We start from the raw sequence: 13,699 nt of genomic DNA, 5'->3' as shown, positions 1-13,699 counted from the left end.
AACCGACCGCATCGCCGTCGTCCACCGCGGCCGGCCATCGACGACGCCACCGCGACGGTGACGTGCGGGCGGTTCGACTCACCGAGGTGGCGGTCCTGGCTCGGGAGGCCGGCTTCGGACAGTGCCGCCCACTCGCGGCGAACCGCGGCGTCGAGGCCGGCGTCGAGGAGAAGTTCTGCGGACTGCACCATGGAGGCCATGATGTCGCAGACGGACGGCCGGAATGCATCGGCGCTACGGATCGGGGCCATGCCCGGCGACGGGATAGGCCACGAGATCGTGCCCGCAACGATCCGGGTGGTCGACGCGGCCCTGGCAGCCGTCGGTGGACCGGCAGTCGACTGGGTGCACCTGCCGCTGGGCCTGGGTGCCATCGACGAGCACGGGACGCCCATGCCCGATTCCACGCTCTCGAAGTTGGGCGAGCTCGAAAGCTGGATTCTCGGACCGCACGACAGCGCGTCCTATCCGGACCCGTTCCGGTCACAGCTGACTCCGGGCGGACGGATTCGCAAGAATTTCGATCTGTTCGCCAACATCCGGCCGGCTAGAACGCTGCCCGGCGTACGGGCGGTGTCCCCGCGGATGGATCTGGTGGTCGTGCGGGAGAACACCGAGGGGTTCTACGCCGATCGCAACATGTTCGTCGGCAGCGGGGAGTTCATGCCCACTCCCGATGTGGCGCTGGCGGTCGGAGTGTTCACGCGCGCGGCCTGCGAACGCATTGCACGTGAGGCATTCTCGTTGGCCGAGCGCCGCAGCAGGAAGCTGACGATCGTGCACAAGACCAATGTGCTCTCGATGACGACAGGGCTGTTCCGCGATGCGTGCCGCGCAGTGGGAGAGCAGTTTCCGCACGTCGACGTGACCGAGGAACACGTCGACGCGCTTGCGGCGCACCTGGTTCGACGGGGCGAGGAGTACGACGTCATCGTGGCCGAGAACATGTTCGGCGACATTCTGTCGGATCTGACGGGCGAGCTGTCCGGGTCGCTGGGCACCGCGCCGTCGATCAACTCCTCGGAAACCCAGGCGATGGCGCAGGCCTCGCACGGATCGGCCCCGGACATCGCAGGCAAGAACCGTGCGAATCCGACGGCGCTCTTCCTGTCGGCTGCGATGCTGCTCGAGTGGCTCGCCCCGCGGCATCGGGACGAACGGTTGGCCGCGGCCGCGGGCAGGATCCGACACGCCGTCGATACCACGGTCGAATCCGGGGTCGCGACAGCCGACCTCGGCGGGCAGGCGTCGACCAGTGCCTTCACCGAGCCGTCGAAGCCCGGGTGCACCGGCGCTGATCGCAGCGTTGTCGGTCAGAGCGGTTTGCGGCTACTGAAGATCGCGGTGCCGGGAAAGAGTTGCCCGCGCAGTGGGCTCCACTGACCCCACTCGCGGTCGAGCCACTCCGGCCAGTCCGGCTCGACGATGTCGCGCACTTCGAGACCTGCGTCGACCAGCTCGCGCACGCGATCACCGATCGTGCGGTGGTGCTCCACGTAATTGGGGGTCCCGTCGGCGTCGTACTCGACGTACGGGGTTCGATCGAAGTACGGAATCGTCGCGGTCAGACCGCCCACCCCGGGATCGTCGGGGAACACCCAGCGCATCGGGTGGTTGACCGCGAACACCCAGATCCCGCCCGGCCGCAGGACCCGCGCCACTTCCTTCATCACATTGGCGGAGTCCGCGACGAACGGCACGGCACCGAAGGCCGAGCAGACGATGTCGAACCGTTCGTCGGCGAACGGCAAGGACTCGGCACTGGCCTGCACCAGCGGAACCGTCGACCCGCCTGCGGTCATGGCATCGACGCCGCGCTGCAACATGCCCATCGAGATGTCGAGACCGATCGCGCGCGCACCCTGAGTCCCGAGCCAGCGGGCGCACGGTGCGCTGCCGCAGCCCACCTCGAGGACGTCCTTGTCCGCGACATCGCCCAGCAGATGCACGTCGCCCTCGTGCAGACCCTCCGGGCACCAGACGAACTCCCCGGATTCGGTCGACACTCCCAGAAACGCGCCGTGCGTACGGTGGTAGCTCTCGCGTCGGAATCCCACCAGAGACGACTCGCGCGGTCGCTCGCGACCGAATCGATTCGGCCGCGGCCGGGAGTGGACGACGGTGTGGAAAGATCGGTCACACGCCGACTCTAACCGGGTTTGTGCTGGTACTGCGGCATCGCGTACCCTGTTCAACGCGAGTGTGTTCATGCTGCGCCCAGGTCGGGTTCGCTCGACGTCGGCGCACACGGATCCGGTGACGGATACGCCGAAGATGCTCGTGCTGCACGCGTTTCACCAAGTCCGACCTAACATCCATCAACCGATACCCAACCCGTCCGGAGCAACTCAACACATGCCCTCAACCACAACCTCACCGCAGGTAGCCGTCAACGATATCGGCTCCGCAGAGGATTTTCTCGCCGCCATCGACGCCACGATCAAGTACTTCAACGATGGTGACATCGTCGAGGGCACCATCGTCAAGGTCGATCGTGACGAGGTTCTACTCGACATCGGTTACAAGACCGAAGGCGTCATTCCTTCCCGCGAGCTCTCCATCAAGCACGACGTCGACCCCAACGAGGTCGTCTCCGTGGGAGATGAGATCGAAGCACTCGTCCTCACCAAGGAGGACAAGGAAGGCCGTCTGATCTTGTCCAAGAAGCGAGCTCAGTACGAGCGCGCTTGGGGCACGATCGAGGAGCTCAAGGAGAAGGACGAGGCTGTCAAGGGCACCGTCATCGAGGTCGTCAAGGGTGGACTCATCCTCGACATCGGTCTTCGTGGCTTCCTTCCCGCCTCGCTCGTCGAGATGCGTCGCGTCCGCGACCTCCAGCCGTACGTCGGCAAGGAGATCGAGGCCAAGATCATCGAGCTCGACAAGAACCGCAACAACGTGGTCCTGTCGCGCCGCGCATGGCTCGAGCAGACCCAGTCCGAGGTCCGCAGCGAGTTCCTGCACCAGCTCCAGAAGGGCCAGGTCCGCAAGGGCGTCGTGTCCTCCATCGTCAACTTCGGTGCCTTCGTGGACCTGGGTGGCGTCGACGGACTCGTGCACGTCTCCGAGCTGTCCTGGAAGCACATCGATCACCCGTCCGAGGTTGTCGAGGTCGGCACCGAGGTCACCGTCGAGGTTCTCGACGTCGACCTTGACCGCGAGCGTGTTTCCCTGTCGCTCAAGGCAACTCAGGAAGATCCGTGGCGCCAGTTCGCTCGCACCCACGCGATCGGCCAGATCGTGCCCGGCAAGGTCACCAAGCTGGTTCCCTTCGGTGCATTCGTGCGCGTCGAAGAGGGCATCGAGGGCCTCGTGCACATCTCCGAGCTGGCCGAGCGCCACGTGGAGGTTCCGGACCAGGTCGTGGGTGTCGGCGACGACGCACTCGTCAAGGTCATCGACATCGATCTCGAGCGTCGCCGGATTTCGTTGAGTCTCAAGCAGGCCAACGAGGACTACGCAGAAGAGTTCGATCCGTCCAAGTACGGCATGGCCGACTCGTACGACGAGGGTGGCAACTACATCTTCCCCGAGGCTTCGACTCCGAGACCAACGAATGGCTCGAAGGTTACGAGAAGCAGCGTGAAGAGTGGGAAGGCCGCTACGCCGAGGCAGAGCGTCGCCACAAGATGCACACCGCTCAGATGGAGAAGACGGCCAAGGACGAAGCTGCCGAAGCCGCCAACACCAACTACTCCTCCGAGTCGGGTCAGGCCCCCGCCGACGCAGAAGGCGACGCTCCCGCAGCGTCGGCTCCGGCCTCGACCGGTGGTTCGCTGGCCAGCGATGCGCAGCTCGCTGCACTTCGCGAGAAGCTGTCGGGCAACGCCTGATAGAAGTGGTCCACCCGTGAGGGTGTGACACCGAGCCCCGGTTCTCTCCATGAGAACCGGGGCTTTCTCGTTCGAATCAGGTGAGCAGCAACCCTGCGGAAACGACAATGGACCCGATTCGGATGAACCGGGCCCATGGTGGAGGGGGAGTGCGAACTACGCGGCGGTGGCTGGACTCACTGGCCGACGCTCGCCGTCCGCTTGCGCATGGTGGCGAAGCTGTGGCGGGCGGGGGTCAGGAGGTTGGTGAACCAGTTACGCCGATGGTCGGCCAACGCCGAGGCTACTTCCGGGATGAGAATGCAATGTACGCCTGCATCCATGCCAAGGCGGTGCCGACCCGGTTGGATCTGATTGCTTCGCATGGGTGTCCTTTTCAATAGCTGTGGGTCGGCACATCGAGGTCGCGCTCGTCGAAGATAACCGACCGAACTCCGAAACCCGTGCATTTGGGGCTGGTGTGCTTCGGCGTGTTCGAGTGTCAGACTGGGGGCATGCTGAGACTGGGACTGACCGGTGGAATAGGTGCCGGAAAATCGACCGTTGCGAAGGTGCTGACCGAACTCGGGGGAGTGCTCGTCGACTCCGATGTACTGGCCCGTGAAGTCGTGGAGCCGGGAACACCTGGGCTGCAACGACTGACGGATACCTTCGGAGCCGACATTCTCGCACCCGATGGCTCGCTCGACCGTCCCGCATTGGCGGCCAAGGCATTCGGCGACGAGGAATCCCGCAAGAAGCTCAACGCCATCGTTCATCCGTTGGTCGGTGCGCGTACCGCCGAGATCATCGACGGAGCAGCGCCGGATGCCGTAGTCGTGCAGGACATTCCGCTCCTCGTCGAGGGATCGATGGGCCCGTTCTTCCACCTCGTGGTCATCGTGTGGGTCGACGCCGAGGAACGGGTGCGTCGTCTGACGGGACAGCGCGGCATGCCCGAGGCCGATGCTCGCGCGCGGATCGCAGCGCAGGCAACCGATGATGCGCGCCGAGCCGCGGCAGACGTGTGGATCGACAACACCGGCGCACCGGGCAGCGTCGACGACGACGTCCGAACCCTGTGGAACGACCGTCTGATTCCCTTCGAGCGCAACATCAGGGAGGGTGTCATCGCACGTGTTCATCCGGAACAGGTGACGGCCGACCCCACGTGGGAATCCCAGGCCCGACGCATCATCTCGCGCCTGGCCCTTGCCTGCGCCGACAAAGCGGTACGGATCGACCACATCGGCTCCACCGCAGTGCCCGGCCTCGACGCCAAGGATGTCATCGACATCCAGATCACCGTCCGGGGGCTCGACGACGCCGATTCCGTCGCCGAACAGCTGCGCGTGGCAGGGTTCCCCCGACGAGAGGCCAGCAATTTCGACCATCCGAAGCCTGCATACGGAATCGGCGGCGAAGCCGATCCGGCCGTGTGGTCCAAGCGTTTTCACGGCAGCGCGGACCCCGGTCGGCCTGCGAACGTACACATTCGCGTGGACGGCTGGCCGAATCAGACGTTCGCCCTGCTGTTTCGTGACTGGCTGCGGGCGGACGACAGCATCACCACCGAATATTCCGGAATCAAGCGACGGGCGTCCGAGGCCGCTGCCGGAATCACCGACTTCCGATCGGCGATCGAGGCCTACGAGAACGCGAAAGCCCCATGGTTCGATGTGGCATACCGTCGGGCATGGCAGTGGGCGGAGGAAACGAACTGGACCGCGTGAATCGGGTCGGGGTGAATCGGGTCGGGCTCGATCAGGATGGTTTGCCGTTCCACTCGGTCGGCATGCCGACGGACGCGAGCCACGCATTCAGGTCGTAGTCGTGCCGCGTCAGTCCTTCGATGGCCGTGATGGATCTGGCCAGCGCTAGCTCCGCCGTCGGGGTGTCGAGGTGTTGCGCCACCCGAGCGTCGAACAACTCGTCGACGTCCAAGAGGTCGTAATCGCGGCCGGTACGGACACTGAGGTCGAGATAGTGGTCGACGGATGTCCATCGGGTGGTGCCGGCGGTGTACTCGCCGATGTCGACGTAGTAGTCCTGATCGCGGGCGTGCGCGGGCAGGTAGTGGAACACCGAGGCCCGGAGCCCGAGGGCGGGCAACAACCAGGACTCCAGGTAGTCGAAATGGGCATGGTCAGACGGGCGGGCCATGTACAGCCCCCACGGCTCGACGCGGTATTCGTCGACGACGCGGACGAACCCCTTGGGATCCACGTTCGTCTTGGCGACGAGGTCGAACGTCTCGTGCTTGGGGGCATGAACGACGGTGTGCGCACCGGCTGACGTGTGAGCGACCATGCCTGTAGAAGCTACCGGGAACCGGCGTCCTGGGTCTGTCCGACGGAACTTGTCGGTGGTCGCGTCTACGCTTGTAAAATGGCGTTTGCATCCGAACATCCCGTTGTCGCGCACTCCGAACACCGTCCGGTGGGCGCAATCGAGCGCACCGGACCGGCGTTCGAGGTCGTCAGCGAACACACACCGGCAGGCGATCAGCCGACCGCCATCGCCGAGCTCGAACGCCGGATCAAGGCGGACGAGAAGGACATCGTGTTGCTCGGTGCCACCGGTACCGGCAAATCGGCCACCACCGCCTGGCTCATCGAGAAGCTGCAGCGCCCAACCCTGGTGATGGCACCGAACAAGACGTTGGCGGCGCAGTTGGCGAACGAGCTGCGAGACATGTTGCCCAACAACGCAGTCGAGTACTTCGTCTCGTACTACGACTACTACCAGCCCGAGGCGTACATCGCGCAGACCGATACCTACATCGAGAAGGACTCGTCGATCAACGACGATGTCGAGCGTCTGCGCCACTCGGCGACGGCATCCCTGCTCTCGCGCCGCGACGTGGTCGTGGTGGCGTCGGTGTCGTGCATCTACGGTCTCGGTACCCCGCAGTCGTACGTCGATCGGTCGATCGAGCTGGAGGTCAACGTCGAAGTGCAGCGTGACGCGCTGCTCCGGCTGCTGGTGGACGTGCAGTACACCCGCAACGACATGGCCTTCACCCGCGGATCGTTTCGGGTTCGCGGTGACACCGTCGAGATCATTCCGTCCTACGAGGAACTGGCGATTCGAATCGAGTTCTTCGGCGACGAGATCGAAGCGCTGTACTACCTCCATCCTCTCACCGGCGACATCGTTCGCCAGGTGGATTCGGTGCGCATTTTCCCGGCCACGCACTACGTTGCCGGTCCGGAGCGGATGGAACGAGCCGTCAAGGACATCGAAGCCGAACTCGAAGGTCGGCTCGCCGAGCTGGAGGGCAAAGGGAAGCTGCTCGAGGCTCAGCGGCTCCGGATGCGGACGCAATACGACCTGGAGATGATCAAGCAGGTCGGGTTCTGCTCGGGTATCGAGAACTACTCGCGGCACATCGACGGCCGTGGTGCAGGCACCGCGCCCGCCACGTTGATCGACTACTTTCCCGAGGACTTTCTGCTCGTCATCGACGAGTCTCACGTGACGGTGCCGCAGATCGGAGCCATGTACGAGGGCGACATGTCGCGCAAGCGCAACCTCGTCGACTTCGGGTTCCGCTTGCCGTCCGCGACCGACAACCGACCGTTGACGTGGGAAGAGTTCACCCAGCGAATCGGTCAGACGGTCTACCTCTCGGCAACTCCGGGCAAGTACGAGCTGGGCCAGACCGGGGGAGAGTTCGTCGAGCAGGTGATCCGTCCGACTGGGCTCGTCGACCCCAAGGTCGTCATCAAGCCGACCAAGGGCCAGATCGACGACCTGGTCCATCAGATCCGAGAACGCGCGGAGAAGGACGAGCGTGTGCTCGTGACCACGCTGACCAAGAAGATGTCGGAGGATCTGACCGACTACCTGCTCGAACTGGGCATCCGTGTCCGCTACCTGCACTCGGACATCGACACCCTGCGCCGCGTCGAACTGCTCCGGCAACTCCGGCTGGGCGAGTACGACGTGCTGGTGGGCATCAACCTGCTCCGTGAGGGTCTCGACCTGCCGGAGGTCTCGTTGGTGGCGATTCTCGACGCCGACAAGGAAGGCTTCCTCCGCAGCGGTACCAGCCTCATCCAGACCATCGGCCGTGCCGCGCGAAACGTCTCCGGTGAGGTGCACATGTACGCCGACAAGATGACCGATTCGATGACCTACGCGATCGAGGAAACCGAGCGTCGGCGCGAGAAGCAGATCGCGTACAACAAGGAGCGAGGCGTCGATCCGCAGCCGCTGCGCAAGAAGATCGCCGACATTCTCGACCAGGTGTACCAGGAGGCCGAGGACACCGATTCCGTCGTCGAAGTCGGGGGGTCCGGTCGTAACGCCAGCCGTGGACGGCGAGCGCAGGGCGAGGCGGGCAGGTCGGTCAGCACCGGTGTCTACGAGGGCCAGGACGTGTCGTCGATGCCGCGAGCCGAGCTGGCCGATCTGATCAAGAACATGACCGATCAGATGATGAACGCGGCACGCGAGCTCAAGTTCGAGCTCGCCGGCCGACTACGCGACGAGATCCAGGATCTGAAGAAGGAACTGCGCGGGATGGACGCGGCCGGGCTCAAATAGGGCAGGCTTGGATACGCGAGTGGGGCCTGCGGAATGAGCCGGGGGTCGCGAGTGGAGCCTGCGGAATGAGCCGAAATGGTTCGGTTACGGTTCAGTGATGGACGCAACCACCGCCGGCCGCACCTCTCGCGCGCTCGAACTGATTCACTCGATGACCTATTTCCTTCCGGAGACGCAGGACGCGCTCGTCGCCGCCGGGTTGCCGCCGCGGGCCTGCTATTTCGCGGGCCGAGCAGCGCCTCTGGGGCGCGTCGGCGCAGGTGTCGTGACCGCCACGTTCTACAACTTCAACCGTGAATTGCTGGCGCCGCTGATTCCGGCCGCCTGGGACATCGCGTCACCCGACGAGATCATGGCCATCCGCTATGCCACTCTCGATGCCGCTTTCGCCCGGCTGCTCGGCTCCGAGGTTCTGACGTCGGCGGACATGTCCGAGGCTGCCGATCTGGCATCGATCGCGGCGCGGGGAATTCCCGGTGACGACGGTCGTCCCCTGTACGCCGCGTATGCCGAGCTCGACTGGCCGACAGCGCCGCATCTCATGCTGTGGCACGCCCTGACCCTGATTCGCGAATACCGCGGCGACGGTCACATCGCGGCACTGCAGACGGCGGGCCTGAGCGGTCTCGAGGCGCTGATCACCCATACCGCGACCGGATACGGCTTCGAGAAGGAATTCGCGCGCAAGCGTCGCGGATGGTCTACCGAGCAGTGGGACGGGGCGGTCGCATCTCTGGCCGACCGAGAGCTGCTCTCGTCCGACGGTGCGCTGACCCAGGACGGGAAGGATCTCCGCGCGTTGGTCGAGGACATCACCAACGACCTCGCCGTCTCGCCGTGGGCCGCCCTCGGCGAGGACGGTGCCGCTCGGCTGGTCTCGCTCGCGACACCGTGGCGCGAGTCGATCGTCGGCCAGGGCGTCATTCCCGAGGCGTCTTCGGGCCTGCGATCAAGAGGAAGTAACCCGCCTCAGCTGGTGATGTCCTTGGTGCCGAAGCGTCGCCACGCGATCAGCCGAACAGTGCCGCGTACGTGATGGCCGAGAACGAGCCGACCACCATGTCGTTCCAGTCGATGCTTGTGCCGAATGCGTCGATCCACGAATTGGCGTAGTGCCCGGGCAGGTAGTTGCGAAGTGATCCCAGCGCCGTGATCTGATCGAGAATCTGCATCAGAATCGAGGTCATCACCGCGCCGCCGACGGCCCCGAGAGGGGCGTCGGTGAGCACCGACAGCAGCATCGCCAGGCCGGCGACCCACAGCAGGTTGATGCTGATGTACGCGACCGCGATCAGCAGCCGAAGCAGCGAGGTGCCGTAAGGCAGTCCCTCACCCAGCGGCGTGATGAGCGACTCCGCCCCGTACATCACTGTGCCGATCAACAGGGACACCCCGACGAGCACCAGGATCGCAGCACTGGACAGCGTCGCAGACACCAGTGCTTTCTGCGTCAGCAGGCGACTCCGGGGCACGGGAATGGCCAGCAGGTATCGCAGACTCGACCACGAGGCTTCGCTTGCCACCGAGTCGCCGAAGAACAGGGCCACCACCACGATCAGCAGAAATCCCACGGACATGAACAGAGCGAAGACCGTGAAGTTCATGCCTCCGCGAGTGCCGAGCTCGATGAGTCCATCGGCGTCGGAGTCCGCACTCGAGCTGCCGACGGTGAAGGCGATGGCCAGGATCACCGGGAGCAGGGCCAGGAAGCCGATGGCCAGCTGAGTGCGGCGACGTCCCAGTTGCCTGCGCAACTCGGTACGGAACGGCAAGGTGCTGCCGCCGGTGTATCCGGCAGCGCGCCCGTCTGCGTGTGTGGTGCTCATGAGCGATCCTTGCTGGTGTCGGACCCTGGGTTGTCTCGGTGTACGAGGTCGAGGAACACGTCTTCGAGCCGCGTCGACTGCGAGAATCCGCGCACCGAGACCCCTGCGGTGACGAGCTCTCTGATCACGACGGCGGAGTCCGCGTCGGTCAGGTCGACGGTCACCGTGCCGTCGTCGACGATCACTGCACCGTTGTGGCCGGAGGCACCCAGCACCGACTGCGCGCGGGAGGCGTCGTCGACCCTGATCTCGGTCTGTCCGCCGGCGGCGGTCAGTTCGCGGACCGTGCCGGAACTGATCACCGATCCGCGATTCATGACGACCACGTGGGTACAGGTCTGCTCCACTTCGGCGAGCAGATGGCTCGACACCAACACGGTTCGACCGGTCTTCGCGTAGTTGATCAGCACATCGCGCATCGTCCTGATCTGGGGTGGGTCGAGTCCGTTGGTCGGTTCGTCGAGGACCATCAGATCCGGCAGCCCCAGCATGGCCTGGGCGATCGCCAGCCGCTGCCGCATGCCTTGGCTGTACGACTTGACCTTGCGTTCGATCGCGGTGCCGAGGTCGGCGATCTCGAGGGCTTCCTCGAGATGAGCGTCCTCGATCGGGCGCCCCGTCGCTTCCCAGTACAGCCGCAGATTCTGCGTTCCGGTCAGGTGCGGTAGGAAGCCGGATCCCTCGACGAACGAGCCCAACCTGGACAGCACCGGGGCTCCGGGCGTCACCTTGTGGCCGAAGACCCGAATATCGCCGCCGGTGGGTGTGATCAGGCCCATCAACATGCGCAGGGTTGTGGTCTTGCCTGCACCGTTGGGCCCGAGGAGACCCAGAACCTGGCCCTGCTTCACCTCGAAGCTGACGCCGTCGACGGCGCGGAAGCCGTTGGAGTAGGTCTTGGCCAGATCGGTGATCACCAGGGGAGTGTCGATCAGGTCCTCGTCCACTTCGGCGACTGCGCGACGTCTGGTCCGCACGACTCCGGCGACGATCGCGCCGGCGACCACGAGCAGGACGACCCCGATGCCGATCAGCGGTGCCACCGGAACGGTGCTGTTGGCGCTCGCCTCAGCGGGGACAGTGGGCAACGCGATGGTGTTGTCGGTCATGGCCACGCTGAACTGTGCCGGTTCGAGAGGAACGGCATAGGCCTGATCGGTGGTGGAGATGCTCAGTTCGAGGCGATGACCCTGCTGCACGGTGTAGCTGATGCCGGGAAGCGCAACGGTGACGTCGACGGGATCGATGCCCTCGGTATCGGGTAGGCGAATTGCCGAGACCGCCCCGCCCGGAAGAGTTCTCGTGCCGTTCGGTGCTACGTCGTAGAGCTTCGCGAACAGAACGGCTTGACCGGGTGAGGCCAGCGACGCCACGCGCAGGTTCACCCTCGGGGCACCGGTGATCGTCACCGACGAATCGACGGGATCGCTGGTGAACGTGGCCGACTGGCCCGGCAGGTCCGCGGTCAGGGCGGCTCCGGCCCCGGTCGATCCGAGAGTCGAGAGCACCGAGCCCAAGCCTGGCACAGAGGAGATCGCCGACGGCGACGCTCCGGGCGGACGAACGATCGACTGGTTCTCCGCGGTCGGAGCGAACGTCACCGATTCGGTCTCAGTGGGATCGGCTGCGGAGGTCAGTCCCGGGTAGGCGGGAGCGTCATTCGGCGGTCGCGGTCGCCGCCGCGTTCGTCGGCTGCCCGCTGAGTGGAGTAGACGAACGGCTCGGTGCCGGTGCCGGTCGCGGCGTCGCTGTCACGCAACGTCGTGTCGAAGAAGTCGGCAATGGCTCGATCGCTCGTGCCGTCCGTTCCGCCTGCGTCGTGGCCGCCGTCGAACCATCGCACGGTGACGTTCCCACCGGCCGCGGCGATCTGACGCGCCGTCGCGTCGGCCTGATCCAGACCGAACAGTGTGTCCTGGGTGCCCTGAACCAGCAGGGTCGGTGCGGTGATGTTCGACGCCACCGCGACCGGCGAGTGGCCAGTCAGCAGATCGAGGAGTTGCTGGCTGGGGATTCCGGTCACCGCGGATTGGGTGTAGGCGTCGCAGAATTCGGGTGCGAATCGTCCGCAGGCCGAGGTGCTCTCGGCGGTGCTTGGATCGGTGCCTTCGTCGCCGTTTCCGCCGGGCGGTGCACTCGCTGCGCCCACTCCGAAGAACACTCCGGCCCAGCCGCGCTTGAGGACACCGGGTCCGCCGTACTCGGCAGCTGCGGGAGTGACGGTGTCGCCGAGGGTTTCTCGGCCTTCGGTGGAGGTGACGCCGTAGTTGGGGAACAGTGCCTGACCCAGGTCGTTCCAGGTGATCGCTGCGGCTATCGAATCGACCCTGGGGTCGGTGCCGCCTGCGCTCAGTGCCAGTGCGCCGCCGTAGGATCCGCCGGCGACTCCGACGTGCGGGTCGCCGGGAGCGTCGAGTTCCACCTCCGGTTGTTCGGCGAGCCAGTCGATGAGTCCGCGTGCGTCGGCGACCTCGCGATCGGGGTCGTTGAGCGAGATGGAACCCGTGCTGTCGCCGAACCCACGTGCGCTGTAGGCCAGCACGGTGTACCCGCGCGTCGCGAGGTCACGTGCCTCACCGTCGACCGAGTCCTTGCTGCCGCCGAAGCCGTGGGCGAGCAGCACCGTCGGCGCGGGGGGTGACGGCGGGGGGCGTAGAGACGAGCGTCGATGTCGACGGTGCCCGTCGACCCGGGGCTGTCCGGTAGCGTGATGCGCGCATCACGAGTGGATGTGTCGGCGCTCGAATCCTGGGGGAGGAAGACGAATGCGAGGGCGGCTACCGCCAGAACCGCAATCACGGCGGCACCGACAGTCATGGCCCGTCTCGACAGTGGCGGGCGGGGAATCGGCATGGAAACCAATGTATGTGAGTGGCGCGGATCGTGTTGTTCCCCAAGTTCACGTGCCGATCGGCCGGTTCCGGCTAATGTCAGCGAATCAGTCCCCGGACCACGTCTTTCGGTCCTGTGACTTGCACCAATCGAGTTCGACCAGAAGTGTCACATCTGTGTGTGACCGACAAATGGAGGAATGAATGAGCGCCTACCGCACCGTCGTCGTCGGGACCGATGGCTCCGAATCGTCACTGCGGGCAGTGGAGAAGGCCGCGGCTCTGGCGGGAGACGCCGATGCCACCCTGGTGATCGCCTGCGCGTACTACCCGGCCGATCCGAAGGACACGTCCGCTGCCGCCGACGCATTGCGCGAGGACGCCTATCAGATCACCGGATCGGCACCGACGCGTGAGATTCTGCGCACGGCGCGCGAGCACGCCACCAAGGCCGGTGCGAAGAACATCGAGGAGAAGGCGATCGTCGGTGCTCCCGTCGAGTCGCTGCTGGCACTCGTGGACGAGGTGAAGGGCGACCTGCTCGTCGTCGGCAACCGCGGCCTGAACTCGTTGACGGGCCGCCTGTTGGGATCGGTCCCGTCGGACGCCGCTCGCAAGTCCACGTGCGATGTTCTGATCGTGCACACCGTCCGCTGATCTCACCCCGTACACACCGACG

The 13,699-nt window shown here is 65.3% G+C and carries 9 protein-coding genes and 4 pseudogenes; 6 read left to right on the top strand and 7 right to left on the bottom strand.

The features are described from left to right. Nucleotides 1–191 (bottom strand): annotated as a pseudogene (locus tag RHBS_RS14455) (2'-5' RNA ligase family protein); the annotation flags it as partial. Between the two features lie 10 nt (nucleotides 192–201). Here RHBS_RS14455 and RHBS_RS14450 point away from each other — a divergent pair. Continuing rightward, nucleotides 202–1,383, top strand: coding sequence for an isocitrate/isopropylmalate dehydrogenase family protein (locus RHBS_RS14450; RefSeq protein ID WP_237669225.1), 1,182 nt, complete (start codon nucleotides 202–204; stop codon nucleotides 1,381–1,383). On the opposite strand, the pseudogene RHBS_RS14445 reads toward RHBS_RS14450, so the two are convergent. Further along, nucleotides 1,314–2,140: pseudogene (locus tag RHBS_RS14445) on the bottom strand (class I SAM-dependent methyltransferase). The gene RHBS_RS14450 and the pseudogene RHBS_RS14445 overlap by 70 nt on opposite strands. Nucleotides 2,141–2,355: 215 nt before the next feature. On the opposite strand from RHBS_RS14445, the pseudogene rpsA reads away from it, so the two are divergent. Beyond that, nucleotides 2,356–3,833, top strand: a pseudogene (gene rpsA, locus RHBS_RS14440) (30S ribosomal protein S1). Nucleotides 3,834–4,009: 176 nt separating this feature from the next. Here the strand turns inward: rpsA and RHBS_RS14435 are convergent. Then, entirely contained in the window at nucleotides 4,010–4,198 is a 189-nt protein-coding gene (locus RHBS_RS14435) for a hypothetical protein (protein ID WP_128645897.1), read from the bottom strand. A gap of 129 nt (nucleotides 4,199–4,327) precedes the next feature. Between RHBS_RS14435 and coaE the strand changes: the two genes are divergently transcribed. Then, nucleotides 4,328–5,545, top strand: a complete 1,218-nt coding sequence (coaE, locus tag RHBS_RS14430) for a dephospho-CoA kinase (RefSeq protein ID WP_128645896.1) — start codon at nucleotides 4,328–4,330, stop codon at nucleotides 5,543–5,545. A gap of 31 nt (nucleotides 5,546–5,576) precedes the next feature. Here the strand turns inward: coaE and RHBS_RS14425 are convergent, their stop codons facing one another. Then, a complete protein-coding gene (locus RHBS_RS14425) occupies nucleotides 5,577–6,122 on the bottom strand; it encodes a DUF402 domain-containing protein (protein WP_094612596.1) in 546 nt (181 codons plus the stop codon). A gap of 78 nt (nucleotides 6,123–6,200) precedes the next feature. Between RHBS_RS14425 and uvrB the strand changes: the two genes are divergently transcribed. After that, nucleotides 6,201–8,363 (top strand): excinuclease ABC subunit UvrB, encoded by a 2,163-nt coding sequence (gene uvrB, locus RHBS_RS14420; RefSeq protein ID WP_128645895.1) that lies wholly within the window; start codon nucleotides 6,201–6,203, stop codon nucleotides 8,361–8,363. Nucleotides 8,364–8,460: 97 nt separating this feature from the next. After that, a pseudogene (locus tag RHBS_RS14415) lies at nucleotides 8,461–9,326 on the top strand (hypothetical protein). A 47-nt stretch (nucleotides 9,327–9,373) separates the two neighbouring features. On the opposite strand, the gene RHBS_RS14410 reads toward RHBS_RS14415, so the two are convergent. The 3 genes from RHBS_RS14410 to RHBS_RS30595 are packed head-to-tail and all read right to left on the bottom strand — an operon-like array spanning nucleotide 9,374 to nucleotide 12,812. Continuing rightward, a complete protein-coding gene (locus tag RHBS_RS14410) occupies nucleotides 9,374–10,189 on the bottom strand; it encodes an ABC transporter permease (protein ID WP_237669223.1) in 816 nt (271 codons plus the stop codon). After that, the gene (locus tag RHBS_RS30600; protein WP_237669222.1) at nucleotides 10,186–11,790 is read right to left on the bottom strand and encodes an ATP-binding cassette domain-containing protein; all 1,605 of its coding nucleotides are present in this window, start codon (nucleotides 11,788–11,790) and stop codon (nucleotides 10,186–10,188) included. Before RHBS_RS30600 ends, RHBS_RS14410 begins: the two co-directional genes overlap by 4 nt. A 32-nt stretch (nucleotides 11,791–11,822) precedes the next feature. Beyond that, the gene (locus tag RHBS_RS30595; RefSeq protein ID WP_237669221.1) at nucleotides 11,823–12,812 is read right to left on the bottom strand and encodes a S9 family peptidase; all 990 of its coding nucleotides are present in this window, start codon (nucleotides 12,810–12,812) and stop codon (nucleotides 11,823–11,825) included. A 412-nt stretch (nucleotides 12,813–13,224) separates the two neighbouring features. Between RHBS_RS30595 and RHBS_RS14400 the strand changes: the two genes are divergently transcribed. Continuing rightward, on the top strand, nucleotides 13,225–13,677 hold the full coding sequence (locus tag RHBS_RS14400) for a universal stress protein (RefSeq protein WP_032378962.1): 453 nt from the start codon (nucleotides 13,225–13,227) through the stop codon (nucleotides 13,675–13,677). Nucleotides 13,678–13,699 lie beyond the last annotated feature (22 nt).

The sequence above is a fragment of the Rhodococcus sp. BS-15 genome (genome assembly GCF_000813105.1).
Lineage (GTDB): Bacteria > Actinomycetota > Actinomycetes > Mycobacteriales > Mycobacteriaceae > Rhodococcoides.
This window is presented reverse-complemented; position numbering and strand designations above follow the sequence as displayed.

Coding starts and splice junctions, on each gene's coding strand:
- RHBS_RS14410 (WP_237669223.1), bottom strand. CDS start 10,189: ATGAGCACCACACACGCAGACGGGCGCGCTGCCGGATACACCGGCGGC.
- RHBS_RS14435 (WP_128645897.1), bottom strand. CDS start 4,198: ATGCGAAGCAATCAGATCCAACCGGGTCGGCACCGCCTTGGCATGGAT.
- RHBS_RS14425 (WP_094612596.1), bottom strand. CDS start 6,122: ATGGTCGCTCACACGTCAGCCGGTGCGCACACCGTCGTTCATGCCCCC.
- RHBS_RS14450 (WP_237669225.1), top strand. CDS start 202: ATGTCGCAGACGGACGGCCGGAATGCATCGGCGCTACGGATCGGGGCC.
- uvrB (WP_128645895.1), top strand. CDS start 6,201: ATGGCGTTTGCATCCGAACATCCCGTTGTCGCGCACTCCGAACACCGT.
- RHBS_RS14400 (WP_032378962.1), top strand. CDS start 13,225: ATGAGCGCCTACCGCACCGTCGTCGTCGGGACCGATGGCTCCGAATCG.
- coaE (WP_128645896.1), top strand. CDS start 4,328: ATGCTGAGACTGGGACTGACCGGTGGAATAGGTGCCGGAAAATCGACC.